The sequence below is a fragment of the Pseudomonas sp. GD03903 genome (assembly GCF_029840045.1).
Lineage (GTDB): Bacteria > Pseudomonadota > Gammaproteobacteria > Pseudomonadales > Pseudomonadaceae > Pseudomonas > Pseudomonas pseudonitroreducens.
The window spans coordinates 112,479-128,043 of the sequence record NZ_JAOCBT010000008.1; the positions used below are offsets into that span (position 1 = coordinate 112,479).

General features: G+C 65.4%; 13 protein-coding genes. 10 read left to right on the top strand and 3 right to left on the bottom strand.

The annotated features are described in order from the left end of the window. The first annotated feature begins 80 nt into the window (after positions 1-80). The 3 genes from N5C91_RS14820 to N5C91_RS14830 are packed head-to-tail and all read left to right on the top strand — an operon-like array spanning position 81 to position 2,689. The gene (locus N5C91_RS14820; protein ID WP_279830251.1) at positions 81-1,517 is read left to right on the top strand and encodes a cytochrome ubiquinol oxidase subunit I; all 1,437 of its coding nucleotides are present in this window, start codon (positions 81-83) and stop codon (positions 1,515-1,517) included. Between the two features lie 3 nt (positions 1,518-1,520). Next, positions 1,521-2,528, top strand: coding sequence for a cytochrome d ubiquinol oxidase subunit II (gene cydB / locus N5C91_RS14825; protein WP_236198932.1), 1,008 nt, complete (start codon positions 1,521-1,523; stop codon positions 2,526-2,528). An 11-nt stretch (positions 2,529-2,539) separates the two neighbouring features. Further along, positions 2,540-2,689 carry a DUF2474 domain-containing protein gene (locus N5C91_RS14830; RefSeq protein WP_037007166.1) on the top strand — a complete coding sequence of 50 codons (150 nt, stop codon included), beginning with the start codon at positions 2,540-2,542 and terminating at the stop codon, positions 2,687-2,689. Between the two features lie 280 nt (positions 2,690-2,969). Here N5C91_RS14830 and N5C91_RS14835 read toward each other — a convergent pair whose 3' ends face one another. After that, the gene (locus tag N5C91_RS14835; protein WP_236171426.1) at positions 2,970-4,181 is read right to left on the bottom strand and encodes an MFS transporter; all 1,212 of its coding nucleotides are present in this window, start codon (positions 4,179-4,181) and stop codon (positions 2,970-2,972) included. Positions 4,182-4,513: 332 nt separating this feature from the next. Between N5C91_RS14835 and N5C91_RS14840 the strand changes: the two genes are divergently transcribed. From N5C91_RS14840 to N5C91_RS14860, 5 genes are read left to right on the top strand one after another with little or no spacing between them, the layout of a single operon-like run. Next, positions 4,514-7,345, top strand: coding sequence for a xanthine dehydrogenase family protein molybdopterin-binding subunit (locus N5C91_RS14840; protein ID WP_236198930.1), 2,832 nt, complete (start codon positions 4,514-4,516; stop codon positions 7,343-7,345). Next, positions 7,338-7,877, top strand: a complete 540-nt coding sequence (locus N5C91_RS14845) for a (2Fe-2S)-binding protein (protein ID WP_017520662.1) — start codon at positions 7,338-7,340, stop codon at positions 7,875-7,877. The genes N5C91_RS14840 and N5C91_RS14845 overlap by 8 nt, the downstream gene beginning before the upstream one ends. 2 nt (positions 7,878-7,879) lie before the next feature. After that, the gene (locus N5C91_RS14850; RefSeq protein ID WP_236198929.1) at positions 7,880-9,091 is read left to right on the top strand and encodes a cytochrome c; all 1,212 of its coding nucleotides are present in this window, start codon (positions 7,880-7,882) and stop codon (positions 9,089-9,091) included. Positions 9,092-9,094: 3 nt separating this feature from the next. Next, entirely contained in the window at positions 9,095-10,066 is a 972-nt protein-coding gene (locus N5C91_RS14855) for an XdhC family protein (protein ID WP_236198928.1), read from the top strand. Further along, positions 10,063-10,629: a nucleotidyltransferase family protein gene (locus N5C91_RS14860; protein ID WP_236198927.1), complete on the top strand. Its 567-nt coding sequence runs from the start codon at positions 10,063-10,065 to the stop codon at positions 10,627-10,629. The genes N5C91_RS14855 and N5C91_RS14860 overlap by 4 nt, the downstream gene beginning before the upstream one ends. Before the next feature lie 562 nt (positions 10,630-11,191). Here N5C91_RS14860 and N5C91_RS14865 read toward each other — a convergent pair. Both N5C91_RS14865 and N5C91_RS14870 read right to left on the bottom strand, forming a co-directional pair. Next, a complete protein-coding gene (locus tag N5C91_RS14865) occupies positions 11,192-12,055 on the bottom strand; it encodes an alpha/beta fold hydrolase (protein ID WP_279830252.1) in 864 nt (287 codons plus the stop codon). Between the two features lie 65 nt (positions 12,056-12,120). Then, positions 12,121-13,245: a class I SAM-dependent methyltransferase gene (locus tag N5C91_RS14870; protein ID WP_279830253.1), complete on the bottom strand. Its 1,125-nt coding sequence runs from the start codon at positions 13,243-13,245 to the stop codon at positions 12,121-12,123. A gap of 343 nt (positions 13,246-13,588) precedes the next feature. Between N5C91_RS14870 and N5C91_RS14875 the strand changes: the two genes are divergently transcribed. Together N5C91_RS14875 and N5C91_RS14880 are read left to right on the top strand one after the other, a co-directional pair. Then, on the top strand, positions 13,589-14,581 hold the full coding sequence (locus tag N5C91_RS14875; protein WP_279830254.1) for a TRAP transporter substrate-binding protein: 993 nt from the start codon (positions 13,589-13,591) through the stop codon (positions 14,579-14,581). Positions 14,582-14,695: 114 nt separating this feature from the next. Further along, the gene (locus N5C91_RS14880) at positions 14,696-15,472 is read left to right on the top strand and encodes a ferredoxin--NADP reductase (RefSeq protein ID WP_236175633.1); all 777 of its coding nucleotides are present in this window, start codon (positions 14,696-14,698) and stop codon (positions 15,470-15,472) included. The last annotated feature ends 93 nt before the right edge of the window (positions 15,473-15,565 follow it).

Genomic DNA, 15,565 nt, shown 5'->3' on the forward strand with positions numbered 1-15,565 from the left:
CGCAAGAACGCCCTGCGCATGCGCAAGGCAAGGTGCCAGACCCTTCCGTGGGGGTGGCGTCAGCCTGAAGAGGAATCGTCATGTTCGGATTAGAGGCGCTCGACCTGGCCCGGATCCAGTTCGCCTTTACCGTGTCCTTCCACATCATCTTCCCTGCCATCACCATTGGCCTCGCCAGCTACCTGGCGGTGCTCGAAGGCTTGTGGCTGAAGACCCACGAGGAGGTCTACCGCGACCTCTATCACTTCTGGTCGAAGATCTTCGCCGTCAACTTCGGCATGGGCGTGGTCTCCGGCCTCGTCATGGCCTACCAGTTCGGCACCAACTGGAGCGCCTTCTCGGCCTTCGCCGGGAGCGTCACCGGCCCGCTGCTGACTTATGAAGTGCTCACCGCGTTCTTCCTCGAGGCCGGCTTCCTCGGCGTCATGCTCTTCGGCTGGCACCGCGTCGGCCCGGGGCTGCACTTCTTCGCCACGGTGATGGTGGCGATCGGCACACTGATTTCCACCTTCTGGATCCTCGCTTCCAACAGCTGGATGCAGACCCCGCAGGGCCACGAGATCATCAATGGCATCGTGGTGCCGGTGGACTGGCTGGCAATCATCTTCAACCCGTCCTTCCCCTATCGCCTGCTGCATATGGCGATTGCCTCGTTCGTTGCCACCGCCTTCTTCGTCGGCGCGTCGGCGGCCTGGCACCTGCTGCGCGGCCGCGATAACCCGGCCATCCGCAAGATGCTCTCGATGGCCATGTGGATGGCGCTGATCGTTGCGCCGATCCAGGCCATGGTCGGTGACGCCCACGGCCTCAACACGCTCAAGCACCAGCCGGCGAAGATCGCCGCGATGGAAGGCCACTGGGACAACAGCAGCGGCGAACCGACCCCGCTGATCCTGTTCGGCTGGCCGGACATGGAGCGTGAGGAAACCCGCTTCAAGATCGAAATCCCGGTGCTCGGCAGCCTGATCCTGAATCACAGCCTGACCGAGCCGATCCCGGCGCTGAAGGACTTCCCGAAAGCCGACCGGCCCAATTCCACCATCGTCTTCTGGTCGTTCCGCATCATGGCCGGCCTGGGGATGCTGATGATCCTGGTCGGCCTGTGGAGCGCCTGGCTGCGCTGGCGCAAGCGGCTGTTCGAGAGTCGCGCCTTCCTCAAGCTGGTGCTGTGGATGGGGCCGTCCGGCCTGATCGCGATTCTCGCCGGCTGGTTCACCACCGAGATCGGCCGCCAGCCGTGGGTCGTCTATGGGCTGATGCGCACCAGTGATGCGGTATCCAACCACAGCGTCACGCAGATGAGCCTGACCCTGGTGATGTTCGTGCTGGTGTACTTCAGCCTGTTCGGCGTCGGCATCGGCTACATGATGCGCCTGGTACGCAAGGGCCCGGTCACCCACGAAGGCCGCGAGACCAGCCATGGCGGCGCCGGCCAGAAACGCACCGCGGCACGACCGCTGTCGGCCACCGAAGAGGGCCTTGATGACGATGACACCACCGAAGCGGGGAGGAACTGAGCCATGGGAATCGATCTTCCGCTGATCTGGGCGATCATCATCATCTTCGGCGTGATGATGTACGTGGTGATGGACGGCTTCGACCTGGGGATAGGCATGCTCTACCCCTTCTTCAAGGACGAAGGCGACCGCGACGTCATGATGAATACCGTGGCGCCAGTCTGGGACGGTAACGAGACCTGGCTGGTGCTGGGGGGCGCGGCGCTGTTCGGCGCCTTCCCGGTGGCCTACTCGGCGGTGCTCTCGGCGCTGTACCTGCCGCTGATCCTGATGCTCGTCGGGCTGATCTTCCGCGGCGTGGCCTTCGAGTTCCGCTTCAAGGCGCGGCCGGCGAAGCGACACATCTGGGACAAGTCGTTCATTGTCGGCTCGCTGGTGGCGACCTTCTTCCAGGGCGTGGCGCTGGGGGCCTTCATCGAGGGCATCCCGGTGGAGAACCGCCAGTTCGCCGGCGGCTCGCTGGACTGGCTGGCACCCTTCCCGCTGTTCTGCGGCCTTGGCCTGGTGGTCGCCTACAGCCTGCTGGGCTGCACCTGGCTGATCATGAAGACCGAAGGCAAGCTGCAGGAGCGCATGCATGACCTGGCCCGGCCGTTGGCGCTGGTGCTGCTGGCGGTGATCGGCATTGTCAGCCTGTGGACTCCACTGGCTCACACCGAGATCGCCCAGCGCTGGTTCAGCCTGCCGAACCTGTTCTGGTTCCTGCCGGTGCCGCTGCTGGTATTGCTGACCTTCTACAGCCTGCTGCGCTCGGTGGCGCGCAACGACCACGTGAAGCCATTCCTGCTCACCCTGGCGCTGATCTTCCTGGGCTACAGCGGCCTGGGCATCAGCCTGTGGCCGAACATCATCCCGCCGTCGATGTCGATCTGGGATGCCGCGGCGCCACCGCAGAGTCTGGGCTTCATGCTGGTGGGCGCGTTGTTCATCATCCCCTTCATCCTCGTCTACACCGCCTGGAGCTACTACGTGTTCCGCGGCAAGGTGAAGCACGGCGACGGCTACCACTAGAGGTGCGCGGCATGACCCATGAAGAGCAGGAGAAGGCGCCGCTGCGCAAGCGGCTGGGCTGGCTGGTGCTGATCTGGGCGCTGAGCGTCGCCGGCCTGGGTGTCGCGGCCTGGCTGATGCGCCTGTTCATGAGCGCGGCGGGGCTGGGCACGCCGCACTAGCTCGCGCAATCGATCCCATCCGGGCGCTGTCCGCGGCGCCCGTTCCCACATCCCTCGCCGGTGCTTCCTGCGGGGGATTTTTTTACCTGGACTTCTCGTGGAAGCGAAGGGGAGCCCAGCTCGTAGGATGGTGTGGAGCGAAGCGATACCCATCGATTAATGCGCGAAAACGTTGATGGGTATCGCAAGCTCCACCCATCCTACGACGGTGCTATCCGGTGACTGCAGGAGCGGACTCCGTCCTCGACCAGCTGAGGTTCGCTGTAGCGCAGCAGCAAACTCAGTGCAGCTTGTCGCGCTTGGCCAGGGTGGGGAACAGCTTCATCCATGCGCCGGTGACGACCAGCGTGCCGACTCCGCCAAGCACCACCGCCGGCACGGTACCCAGCCAGTGTGCAGTGACGCCGGACTCGAACTCGCCCAGCTGGTTCGAGGCGCCGATGAACAGGCCGTTCACCGCGCTGACCCGGCCGCGCATTTCGTCCGGGGTTTCCAACTGCACGAAAGCGCCACGGATGACCATGCTGATCATGTCCGCTGCGCCCAGCACCACCAGCACGGCCAGCGAGAACCAGAACGAGGTCGACAGGCCGAAGGCGATAGTGGTGACGCCGAATACCCCTACGGCGGTGAACATGATCCGCCCGACGTTGCGCTCGATGGGGAAGCGCGCCAGCCAGAACGACATCAGCAGCGCGCCCACCGCTGGCGCCGAGCGCAGCAGGCCCAGGCCCCAGGGGCCGGTGAGCAGGATGTCCTTGGCGAATACCGGCAGCAGCGCGGTGGCGCCGCCCAGCAGCACGGCGAACAGGTCCAGGGAGATGGCGCCGAAGATGTCCGGGCGGCTGCGGATGAAGCGGATGCCCGCCAGCAGCGATTCCAATGTGGCCTTGCCCTGCGTGGCTGGCGCCTGGCGCGAGGGCAGGGTGAGCACCAGGGTGCAGGCGATGAAGTAAAGGATTGCGGTCGGTGTATAGACCCAGAACGCGCCGAAGGCATAGAGGAAGCCGCCGAAGGCCGGCGCGGCGATGGTCGCCGCCTGCATGGCCGAGGCGGACGCGGCGACGGCACGGGGGAAGAGTGCCGTGGGCACGATATTCGGCAGCAGCGCCTGGGTGGTCGGCATCTCGAAGGCCCGCGCGGTACCGAGCAGGAAGGCCATCACGAAGATCATCTCGCGGGTCACGTTGTCGGTGCTGGCGCCCACCACCAGCGCCACGGCGATCAGCCCCTGACCGACTTGGCAGAGCGAGGCGATGCGCCGGCGGTCGTAACGGTCGGCAACGTGGCCGGTGTGCAGCATGAACAGCACGCGCGGAGTGAACTCCACCAGCCCGACCAGGCCCAGGTCGAGCACGTTGTGGGTCAGTTCGTAGATATGCCAGCCGATGGCCACGGTGATCATCTGGAAGGCGCTGGCGGTGCAGACGCGGGCCAGCCAGAAGGCGAGGAAGGGGCGGTGACGCAGCAGGGACGTGGCTTCGGCGGTCATCTTGGAGGCTTTTCTGGGAGGTCGTTAGGAGGCTAAGCAAGGGTTGTGCAGCGTAGCACGGCGTAACACTTTTCCGCTTGTCGTCGACGATTTCCACAATTGGCGAATAGTCGCGAACCGTCGACTAAAATTTTCAGCGGCGCGACAAGTTGCCCGATTGACTTTGCCTCGTGCCCCTGAGGTGCGTTAAAGTTGACAGAAGAGTCAGGTTTTCCTGCAGGATCTCTCCTCCGGCGCCATCCCCGAGACGCCCGCGATTCCGCGGCCTCCGAACTCTCTCCAGCACCGAAAAAAACCACATGGGCGGGTCTTCACCGTCCAGAGGATGAACCATGTCCAACCGTGATATTTCCCGGCGCGCCTTCCTGCAAGGCGGGCTGATTGCCGGTGTCAGCGTGACCATGGCGCCGCTCGGCAGCCGGGCCTTCGCTGCCCTGATGGAAAACTCCGTCACCGTCTCCCCCCAGCAGTGGATGGGCCACGACGGCAAGGCGCGTTTCCGTAACGATGCGCTGTCCAAAGTCTGCGGCAACAAGGTGTTCGCCCGCGACATCCGCGCCAAGGACATGCCCGGCTGGCCGCAGCAGCAGGGCCACGCCATGCTGCTCAAGACCATCAAGGCCGATCGCATCTTCGACGGCATCGACCTCGCCTGGCTGGGTGCCGAGTTGCAGCCGGACCGCGTCGTCACCGCCGAGGACCTGGACAAGGACGGCATCGTCTTCCCCGAAGCCCACGCCCCGGACCCACTGCTGCCGCGCGGCAAGGTGCCGATGTTCATCGGCCACCCGGTGGCGATCCTGATCTGGAACGACTTCGAGCGCTTCCGCCAGGCCAAGCTGAAGATGAAGTTCAACGACAAGGCGATCCGCTACGGCGCGCAGGCGCCGCTGTACCAGGGCGACCCCTACGGCAGCTTCCGCTACGTACGCGTCGGCGGGGCGACTTCGGCCGATCCGGACGAGTTCTCCAGCCTCAAGGACTCGATCCTCTTCCCGATGATCCGCGAGCGCAAACCGGTGTGGAACCAGCAGCCCAACCAGCACGGTGACCTCACCGAGCAGGGCCTGTTCTACGCGCAGAAGATCAAGGACCAGATCGAAAACCCGCCGGAGAACTGGCTGGTCTTCGACGAACGCTACAAGACCCCGTCCATCGAGCCGGCCGCCCTGGAGCCGGACAACGGCAACGGCTGGTACGACCCGGCGAGCAAGACCCTGCACTTCGTGGTCGCCACCCAGTGCCCGTTCGAAGCGGCCTACGAGACGGCGCACATGATCGCCCCGTCGCGCTTCGGCCTGGCCAAGCTGAACATGCACCCCGGCTACACCGTGGGTTATGGCTCCAAGGATCACAACATCTTCGTCTACTACGCGGCCCTGGCTGCGCTGTACGGCAACGGTGTCCCGGTGCGCCTGGCCAACGACCGCTACGAGCAGTTCCAGAGCGGCATCAAGCGCCACCCGTTCGACATCCGCTACCAGCTCGCGGTGGACAAGAAGGACATGACCTTCAAGATCTTCCGCACCGAGATGAGCGTGGACGGCGGCGGCCGCATCAACTACAGCCCGTCCGTGGCCGCCGTGGGCGCCACTGCTGCGCAGTCGATCTACTACATGCCGCAGAATGACCTGCAGGTGACCGCCTACCATTCCCGCGCCGTCGAGGCCGGGTCCATGCGTGGCTACGGCACCCTGCAGAGCATGGCTGCCACCGAGATGATGGTGGACGAGATCGCCGGTCGCCTGGGCGTCGATGCCATCGAACTGCGCCGCGTCAACGCGCTGAAGTCGGGCATGAAGAACACCCAGGGCGCTATCCCTGCCGGTGCGCTGCGCCTGCACGAAATCCTCGACAAGGCCGCCGCCCACGAGTGGTGGAAGACCCGCGATGCACGCAAGAAGGAGATGGACGCCAAGGACCCGGACCACTGGTACGGCGTCGGCTTCGCCATCTGCCAGAAGGACTTCGGCACTGGCTCCGAAGCGCCGATGGCGAGCATCGAGTTCGATGCCACCGGCAAGGTGCACATGCGCCACATCGGCATCGAGATCGGCACTGGCATGTCCACTTCCCAGGCGCTGGTGGTGGCCGACTTCCTCGGCAAGCCGGCGGACGAGATGAAGACCGCCGAAACCGAGTGGCCGGAACTGCAGCTGATCAGTGGTGAAGACCCCTACACCATGAGCCAGCCGACCCAGGACGAGAAGCTGCGCAACCCGCGCTGGGTCGGCAAGTACGCCTCGGCGTCGTCGGCGACCAACTCGGCCTACTACTTCAGCCACGCCACCCGTGAAGCGGCGCGCGTGCTGTTCAACCACGGCCTGTGGCCGGCGGCCCTGGAAATCTGGCGTCGTGGCCCGTTCAACGGCGCCGCCAACCCGCTGGTGGTGCGCCGCGAGGATGCTCACTGGGTCGACGGCCAGCTCACCGCCAACGGCCTGCAACCGCTGTCCTTCGCCGAGCTGGCGCAGGTCGCCCACGAGAAGGGCCTGGTTACCGGTGCCACCGTCCACGGCTTCAACCGCTGGAGCTGGGCGGAGTGCGACTACGTCATCGATGGCGTGCGCGATCGCCTGCCGCTGGACGCCCTGGCCGTGAAATACGGTGACGGCGCGCCGGGCGTGAAGAAGGCGCAGATGAACAGCGCCGGTTTCCACCTGCTGGATCGGCAGAACGTGGCCTATCCGCCGGTGCAGCTGAACAATGCGGCCGTGACCTACTACAGCCCGGTGGCGACCATCGTCGAGCTGAAGGTGAACAAGGGCAACGGCGAAGTCAGCGTGCTCAACCACCACAGCTGGATCGAGTGCGGACGTGTACTGGTTCCGGAACTGGTGAAAGGCCAGATCGAAGGCGGCACTGCCATGGGCATCGGCCATGCACTGCTGGAAGATATGCCGCTGTATGAGGGGGGGCCGGGCGAGGGCGACTGGAACTTCAACCGCTACCGTCTCCCGAAGGCGAAAGACGTGGCCGTCTGGCAGCAGAGTTCGGAAATCCTTCCGCCGCTGTCGCCCAGCGACCCGTCCAAGGGCATCGCCGAGGTGGTGATGATCCCGGTGGTTGGCGCCATCAGCAACGCCGTGGCCCACGCCATCGGCAAACGCGTCCGCGACCTGCCCATCACTCCCGCTCGCATCAAGGAGGCCCTCAATGGCTAACCGTCCGCTCAACCTGACCCTGAATGGTCAAACCGTCGGTCCGGTCGAGGTTCCCGAGGACCTGCCGATGATCGACTACCTGCACGAATACCAGAACCTCACCGGTTCGCGCCTGGGCTGCGGCCAGGGCATCTGCCATGCCTGCGTGGTGATCGTCGACAACCCCGACGGCACCAGCGAGGAAGTCCGCACCTGCATCACCGGCGCGCACTACTTCGAAGGCAAGAAGGTGCGCACCATCGAGGGCCACGCCAAGCGTGAGGCAGACGGTTCGGTGAAGGAGCTGAACCCGATCCAGCAGAAGTTCGTCGACCGTTTCGCCTTCCAGTGCAGCTACTGTGCGCCTGGCTTCGTCAACGCCGCCACCGTGCTGGTGGAGAAGGCCCAGCGCCAGCCGCTGAAGAAGAGCGAACTGGAATCGACCATCGAGGCCAGCCTCGGCCACCACATCTGTCGCTGCACCGGGTACGTGCGTTACTACGACGCCACCCGCGAAGTGCTGACCGATCTCGGCCTGGTCAAGGAGGGTTGAGCATGCAGCGCATTCTTTCCGGCCTCGCGCTGGCTGTCGGCCTCGGCCTGGCGATCAGTGCACAAGCCGCTGACCAGGAGCTGATCAAGCGCGGCGAGTACGTCTCCCGCGCCGCCGACTGCATGGCCTGCCACACCGCCGAGGGCGGCGCGCCGTTTGCCGGCGGCCTGCCGATCCACTCGCCGTTCGGCACCATCTACGGCAGCAACATCACCCCGGACAAGGACTTCGGCATCGGCAACTACAGCGCCGACGAGTTCTTCGCCGCCCTTACCGAGGGCAAGCGCAAGGACGGCGCCAATCTCTATCCGGCCATGCCCTACACCTCGTACCACCTCATCAAGCGCGAGGACAGCGATGCCCTCTACGCGTACCTGATGAGCCAGACGCCGGTGCATCGCGCCGCGCCGCAAACCAGCCTGAGCTTCCCGTTCAACGTGCGCCTGGGCCTGAGCGGCTGGAACATGCTCTACGGCAAGAGCCTCCAGCTGGAAAACACCGAGGGCAAGAGCGAGCCGTACAAGCGCGGCCAGTACCTGGTGGAAGTGCTCGGCCACTGCGGCGAGTGCCACACCCCGCGCAACCAGATCGGCGCCCTGGAGCAGGACAAGCGCCTGACCGGCGGCCTGCTCAACGGTTACAGCGCGCCGAGCCTGCTGGCCCAGGACCTGGCCGAGCGCGGCTGGACCAGCGCCGACCTGACCGGCTTCCTCAAGCACGGCATGAGCCCGCAGGGCAGCATGTTCAACGAGATGTTCCCGGTGATGCACCTGAGCACCCAGCACCTGGGTGACGAGGACCTAGCCGCGATGTCCACCTACCTGCTCGGCGAACAGCCGCCGCAGGCCAAGGTAGTCAAGGCGGTGGCCGAGGAGCAGCTCAGCGACAGCGCCAAGCGTGGCCGCCAGCAGTACCTCAACGTCTGCGCCGGCTGCCACGGCAACGATGGCGAGGGCAAGCCGCACATCGCCGTGGCCATGCAGGGCAACACCACCCTGCGCCTGGCCGATTCGCGCAACCTGGCCAAGGTCATCGTCGAAGGTATCCGCGAGCAGCAGTTCACCGGCTTCGAGCGCATGCAGCCGATGCCGGGCTTCGCCGACAAGCTCAATGACGAGCAGCTCACCGACCTCATCAACTACCTGCGCCAGGCCTGGGGTGGCCTGCCGGGTGACATGGGCGTACAACAGGTCGCTCAACTCAAAGCGGAGTGAGTCGTGCAGCATCTCGATCTGCAAGTAGTCCGGCAGGCACTCCAGTGGTCCAATGCCGGGCAGCGTGTATGGCTGTGCAGCGTGCTCTTCACCTACGGCTCGGCGCCCCGTGCGCCGGGCTCGCTGCTGGCGGTCAACGCCAGCGGCCAGTGGGTGGGTTCGCTGTCCGGCGGCTGCGTCGAGGATGACTTCCTCGAACGCGTCGCCGAAGGCGAGTTCAGTGAGCCGGTAGTCGTCGTGCGCTACGGCGACGGCACCGATACCCGCAGCAATATCCGCCTGCCCTGCGGTGGCATCCTCGACGTGCTGGTGGAAAACCTCGCGCCCGATTGCGACGTGCAGGCGCACTTGCGTGAGCTGGAGTCGGCGCTGCTCGGCCAGCGTCGCCTGCTGCGTGAAGTGAACCTGCGCGACGGCCGCCGCCGCCTGAGCGATGACCACGAGCATGGCCCGCGCGTGGAACGTGACGAAGCCAGCGTGCGCCTGCGCGTCGGCGCGGCTCAGCGTCTGCTGTTGGCCGGCTATTCCAGCGTGGCGCATTTCTGCGCGGAGTTCGGCAAGGGCCTTGGCTTCGAGGTGATCCTCTGCGACCCACGCGAAGAAGCGCTGGATGGCGTCGTCCTCGAGGGCATCGAAATCCGCCGCGAGTTGCCCTCGGTGTTCATTGCCAACGGCGGTTGCCACGCGGACACCGCCGTGGTCGCGCTGACCCACGACCCGAAGATCGATGACCTGGCGATGCTCGAAGCCGTGCGCACCGAGGCCTTCTACATCGGTGTCATGGGCTCGCGCACCACCTCCGACAAGCGCCGCGAACGCCTGCACCGGGTCGGCGGCCTGAACGAGACGGAGCTGGCGCGGGTGCATGCGCCCATCGGTCTCAACCTGGGCAGCAAGACCCCGGCGGAAATCGCCCTGGCGGTGCTCGCCGACATCCTGCGCACGCGCAGCGGTGTCGCCCGCGAGGCGCTGTGACGGTTGTCGCGCTGGTCCTGGCCGCCGGCCAGGGCTCGCGTTTTGGCGCGGACAAGCGCCGCGCGGCTCTTCCTGATGGGCGCAGCCTGCTGGCGCATAGCGTCGAATGCGCGTTGGCGGTGTTCGATGAAGTCCGGGTGGTGCTGCGTGACGGCGAGCGGGCCGAGGATTTCGACCTGCCCGCCGGCTGCCGGGTTATCCACAGCCTGGATGCGGCGCTCGGTATGGGGCACAGCCTGGCGGCCGGCGCAGCGTCGCTGAACGACTCTCAGGCAGAGGCGGTCGCCATCCTGCTGGGCGACATGCCGTGGATCGCCCCGCAAACCTTGCGTGCATTAACGGAAGCGGCCAGCCCCTCGACCATTCTCTTCCCGCTTCACGATGGCCAGCGCGGCCATCCCGTGTTGTTCGGCCGCGAGTTCTGGCCGGCGTTAACCCAACTCACTGGCGACGAAGGCGCCCGAGCCTTGGTTCAGGCGCATCGCGATCACTGCCTCACCCTGAACGTTGCCGACGCAGGCGTGCTGCGCGACGTCGATACCCCTGACGCCCTGCGTTCCTGACAGGTTCGCGAGCAAGGACTGGGCGTCCCCTCGTTCCTACAGGTTGGCGCCGTGGTGCTCTTCGCAGGAGCGAGCTTGCTCGCGAACCCCGGCGGCACCCCGTGTCGTAGGGCGAATAACGCAGCAGCGTTATCCGCCGAGCCGATGCCGGCGGATAACCTGTTCCAGGTTATGCGCCCTACTGCGCTACAGGTATGCAAGGGCACGCTCTGTGTAGGAGCGAGCTTGCTCGCGAACCCCGGCGGCACCCCGTGTCGTAGGGCGAATATCGCGCCAGCGTTATCCGCCGAGCGGATGCCGGCGGATAACCTGTTCCAGGTTATGCGCCCTACTGCGCTACAGGTATGTAGGGGCGCGCTCTGTGTAGGAGCGAGCTTGCTCGCGAACCCCGGCGGCACCCCGTGTCGTAGGGCGAATAACGCAGCAGCGTTATCCGCCGAGCAGATGCCGGCGGATAACCTGTTCCAGGTTATGCGCCCTACTGCGCTACAGGTACGCAAGGGCGTGCTCCGTGTAGGAGCGAGCTTGCTCGCGAACCCCGGCGGCACCGAATCTCGCGGCTTCAGTGCCGCTTCAGCCAATCAGCAATTCGTGGCCAGATTTCCTGGCTGGCATTGCGCGACAGCAGCAGGCGGTTATGGCTGTAGTCCTCCCGCGCGCCGGTCGCCAGTCCGAACAGCTCCAGCCTCGCGTCGTTGCCGCCGAACGCTTTCACCAGCGCTTCGCATCCGGCAACCGGCGCGATGAAGGTATCGCCGCTGCCCGCCACGCCCAGCACCGGTAAATCGACGTTCGCCAGTCCAGCCAGATAGTCGAAGCCCGCCAGCGAATCGAAACGTCGCCGCAGGTTCCACTGGCACCACTGGCGCATCAGCCGTGCGCTCTCCGCCTCCGGCCCGACGCTCTTCGCCCGGCTCGGCGCGACGCGCCGCCAGCGCAGCAGCCAGTCGTAGCCGAGCACGGCGAGCCGATGAGAAAGACTGGCCCCGGCCGCCGTGGCCTGGGAACCGATCAGCACCGTCGAGCGCAGCCGCCGCTGCGCCAGTTCGGGGTTGCGCGCCGCCCACATGGTGACGATCAGCCCGCCACCGGAATGGCCGATCCAGTGCAGCGCCGTTTGCCCGCTGCGCAGGCTCACCGCGTCGAGAATCGCCGGTACGTCCTGCTCGGCCACATCATCGAAACTGTGGATAAACCCATTGCGCTCACTGTCGCCATGTCCGCGCCATTCGAACAGCCAGCAGGCGAACCCTTGCCCGGCGAGGTAGTTGGCCAGGCCCAGGCAACTGCGGTGGTTGGAGAAGGTGCCGTGAGTCAGCACGATGGGCACGCCATCGGCAGGGCCCACGAGGCGCAGCGCCAGGTTGACGCCATCTGCGGTGCGGATCAGCTCCGGCTGGGAAGGGGAGGGTTCTTGTGCGGTCATGGCATGCATCCTGGCGAGGGCGATCCATGCTGCTCCGGCGCGCGGGCCGGAGCAATCCCGCCAGCTTATTTGGTCGCTTTCAGCACCACGAATTTCGGATTTGCCGCCACTTGCTCGACGCCGCGGAACAGCCGCTTGAGCTTGGCGTGGTAGCCCAGGTGACGGTTGCCGACGATCCACAACTCGCCGCCCGTAACCAGCGCCGCGCGCGCCTGCTGGAACATGCGCCAGGCGAGGAAGTCGCCGACTACCTGCTGCTGGTGGAACGGCGGGTTGCACAGGACCAGGTCCAGGGAGTCGGTGGCCTGGCTGGCGAGGCCGTCGTCGGGATGGATATCCACAGGCCGGTCGCCGAGGGCGGCCTGCCAGTTCTCCTGGGCGGACTGCACCGCCATGTACGACTCATCCACCAGCGTCAGCTCGGCCTGCGGATTCAGCAGGGCGAAGGCGATGCCCAGCACGCCGTTGCCACAGCCCAGGTCGGCGGCGCGCACGGCGTGGTGGATCTGCGGCAGGTGCGGGAGGAAGGCGCGAGTGCCGATGTCCAGGCCGTCGCGGCAGAACACGTTGGCGTGGTTGATCAGCGTCAGCACCGGTTTGTCCAGGCGATAGCGCGTGGGGTAGGGCGAAGTGGGGGCAGGGCGCTGCTCGGCGGTGGCCACCAGCAGGCGGGCCTTCTTCACCGCCAGCGAGGCCTGCATCGGCCCGATGTACTTCTCCAGCAGGTCACCGGCGGCGCGCGGCAGGTGCTTGATCATCCCGGCAGCGACCACCTTGGCGCCTGGAGCGAGCTGGCCGTGCAGGCGGATCAGCTGTTCTTCCAGCAGCGCCAGGGTCTTCGGCACGCGCACCAGCACGTGGTCGAACGGGCCCTGCGGCGTTTCGCTGGAGGGCACGAAACTCAGCGGCGCGCCGGTCAGGCCGTTGCGTTCCAGGTTGCGCTGCAGGGCGATGAAACCCAGGTGCGAATCACTGCTGCTGGTCAGTTGCACGTGGGGCGCGAGGCTGGCGGCAAGGGCGCCGAAGCTGTCGTTGAGCAGCAGTACCCGGCTGCCTGCGCCAACGCCTTGCTCGTGCAGGTGCGCGAGCAGGTACTCGTCGGCCGCATCGAAGGCCTGCAGCGGGTCTTCGCGCTGTTCGGGGTGGCGGACCAGGTCGAGCTGGGCGAAGGGGCTGGCGAGGACGGGCATGGGACTCTCGAACGAAGAAGGTCTGGGAACAGATGAAGCTGGAAGTCGCAATGAGACGAGGCTGATTGCAACGAGATTGTCATCAAACTGAGAAGCAGTTGGCCATCATCTGCTTGTGCAGGGCGGCGTTATACCGAAAAATTATGACCTATCCGCCCGCTGTCGTCTTTCCATCGCTGCGCGGCGGCCTCCCAATAATAACCGGGCGCTCCAGGCGACCCGGTAGGGCCCGATCCCGGAGCACGCCTCCGCCGACCGACGGCCACCACTCCAAGTCTTCACGAATCCTCGACACGCGACGTTCGTTCGCGCGCCGGGCTATTGCCATTGCATAAGGATGTCGATGTACAAGTCGTTGCTCGGGGTGGCCCTGTCCGCCCTTTTCCTCGTGGCTCAAGCGGCCTTCGCCGATGCGCCCATCGTGATCAAGTTCTCCCATGTCGTTGCCGACGACACACCCAAGGGCCGCGGCGCGCTGCTGTTCAAGAAACTGGTGGAAGAGCGCCTGGGCGGCCAGGTGAAGGTCGAGGTATTCCCCAACTCCACGCTGTTCGGCGATGCCGACGAGCTACAGGCGCTGCAGGACGGCAAGGTGCAGATGCTGGCGCCGTCGTTGTCGAAGTTCGAGGGCTACACCAAGCAGCTCGAAGTCTTCGACCTGCCGTTCCTGTTCGATGACCTGGAGGCGGTGAAGCGCTTCCAGAAACGCGACAAGAGTCGTGAGCTGCTGCACTCCATGGCGCGCTCGGGCATCTATGGCCTGGGCTATTGGAACAACGGCATGAAGCAGCTTTCCGCCAACCGCGAGCTGCGCGCGCCGGTCGATGCCAAGGGCCTGGCCTTCCGCATCCAGCCGTCTTCGGTGATCACCGCGCAATTCGGCCTGCTCGACGCCACGGCAGTGAAGATGCCCTTCGCCGAGACCCTCAAGGCGCTGCAGGACGGCAAGGTGCAGGGCACCGAGAACACCTGGTCGAACATCGGCAGCCAGAAACTCGACAGCGCGCAGCCGTTCATCACCGAGACCAACCACGGTGTACTCAGCTACATGGTGATCAGCAACCAGAAGTTCTGGAACAGCATGCCGTACCCGGTGCGCACCCAACTGGAAAGCATCATCGAAGAAGTCACCGTCGAGGTGAACAAGGACGCCGAAGCGCTGAACCAGAAGGAACGCGAGCACGTGGTGGCCAACGGCAAGGCGCGCATCATCACCTTGAGCCCGGCCGAGCGCGACGCCTGGCGCACCGCCATGCAGCCGTTGTGGAAGCAGTTCGAAGGCGAGATCGGCACCGATGTGCTGCGCGCCGCCCAGGTGGTGAACCGCAAGCATTGATCTGCTGATCCAGCGCAGGTTTGTGGCGATCTTGCGGGATAGCCACAAGCCTTGCGGGTGTTTCTATTGCCCTGAATACGGGAAAATGGGCCGTTCCCTGCCAAGGAGCGGACGATGACCGCCAGCGAAGAGAAGTTCACCCGCCAGACCCTGCTGGAAGTGCAGACGCTCACCCCGAGCCTGTTCACCCTGCGCACCACCCGTGACAGTGGCTACCGCTTCCGCGCCGGGCAGTTCGCCCGCCTGGGCGTATACAAGCCCAGCGGTAGTATCGTCTGGCGTGCCTACTCGATGGTCTCTGCGCCCCACGACGAGTTCCTCGAGTTCTTCTCCATCGTCGTACCTGGCGGGGAGTTCACCAGCGAGCTCAGCCGCCTGCGCGTCGGCGACCAGTTGCTGGTGGATCGCCAGGCGTTCGGCTTCCTCACCCTCGACCGTTTCCCCGATGGCCGTGACCTGTGGTTGCTGGCGACCGGCACGGGCCTGGCGCCGTTCCTGTCGATCCTGCAGGACTTCGAAGTGTGGGAACGCTTCGAGACCATCAAGCTGGTGTACAGCGCCCGCGAGGAAAAGGAGCTGGCCTACCGCGACCTGATTGCCAGCTTCGGCGCGATGGAACACCTGGCCGAACATATCCACAAGCTGCAGTTCATCCCGGTGGTCACCCGCGAGCAGGTGCCCGGCTGCCTGAATGCGCGGATCACCACACTGATCGAGAACGGCGAGCTGGAGCGCGCCGCCGGTCTGGAACTCACCCCGGAACATTCGCGGGTGATGCTCTGCGGCAACCCGCAGATGATCGAAGACACCCGCGCCGTGCTGAAGGCCCGCGGCATGAGCCTGGCGCTGACGCGCAAGCCCGGCCAGATCGCCGTGGAAAACTATTGGTAAGTACCGCTCGATAGATTTTGAAAAGATTGTCCGCTGAGGGCGAGTCGCCTTTGCCCTTAGGATAGGCGTCCGTTTCCTCTTTTTCGGACCTCG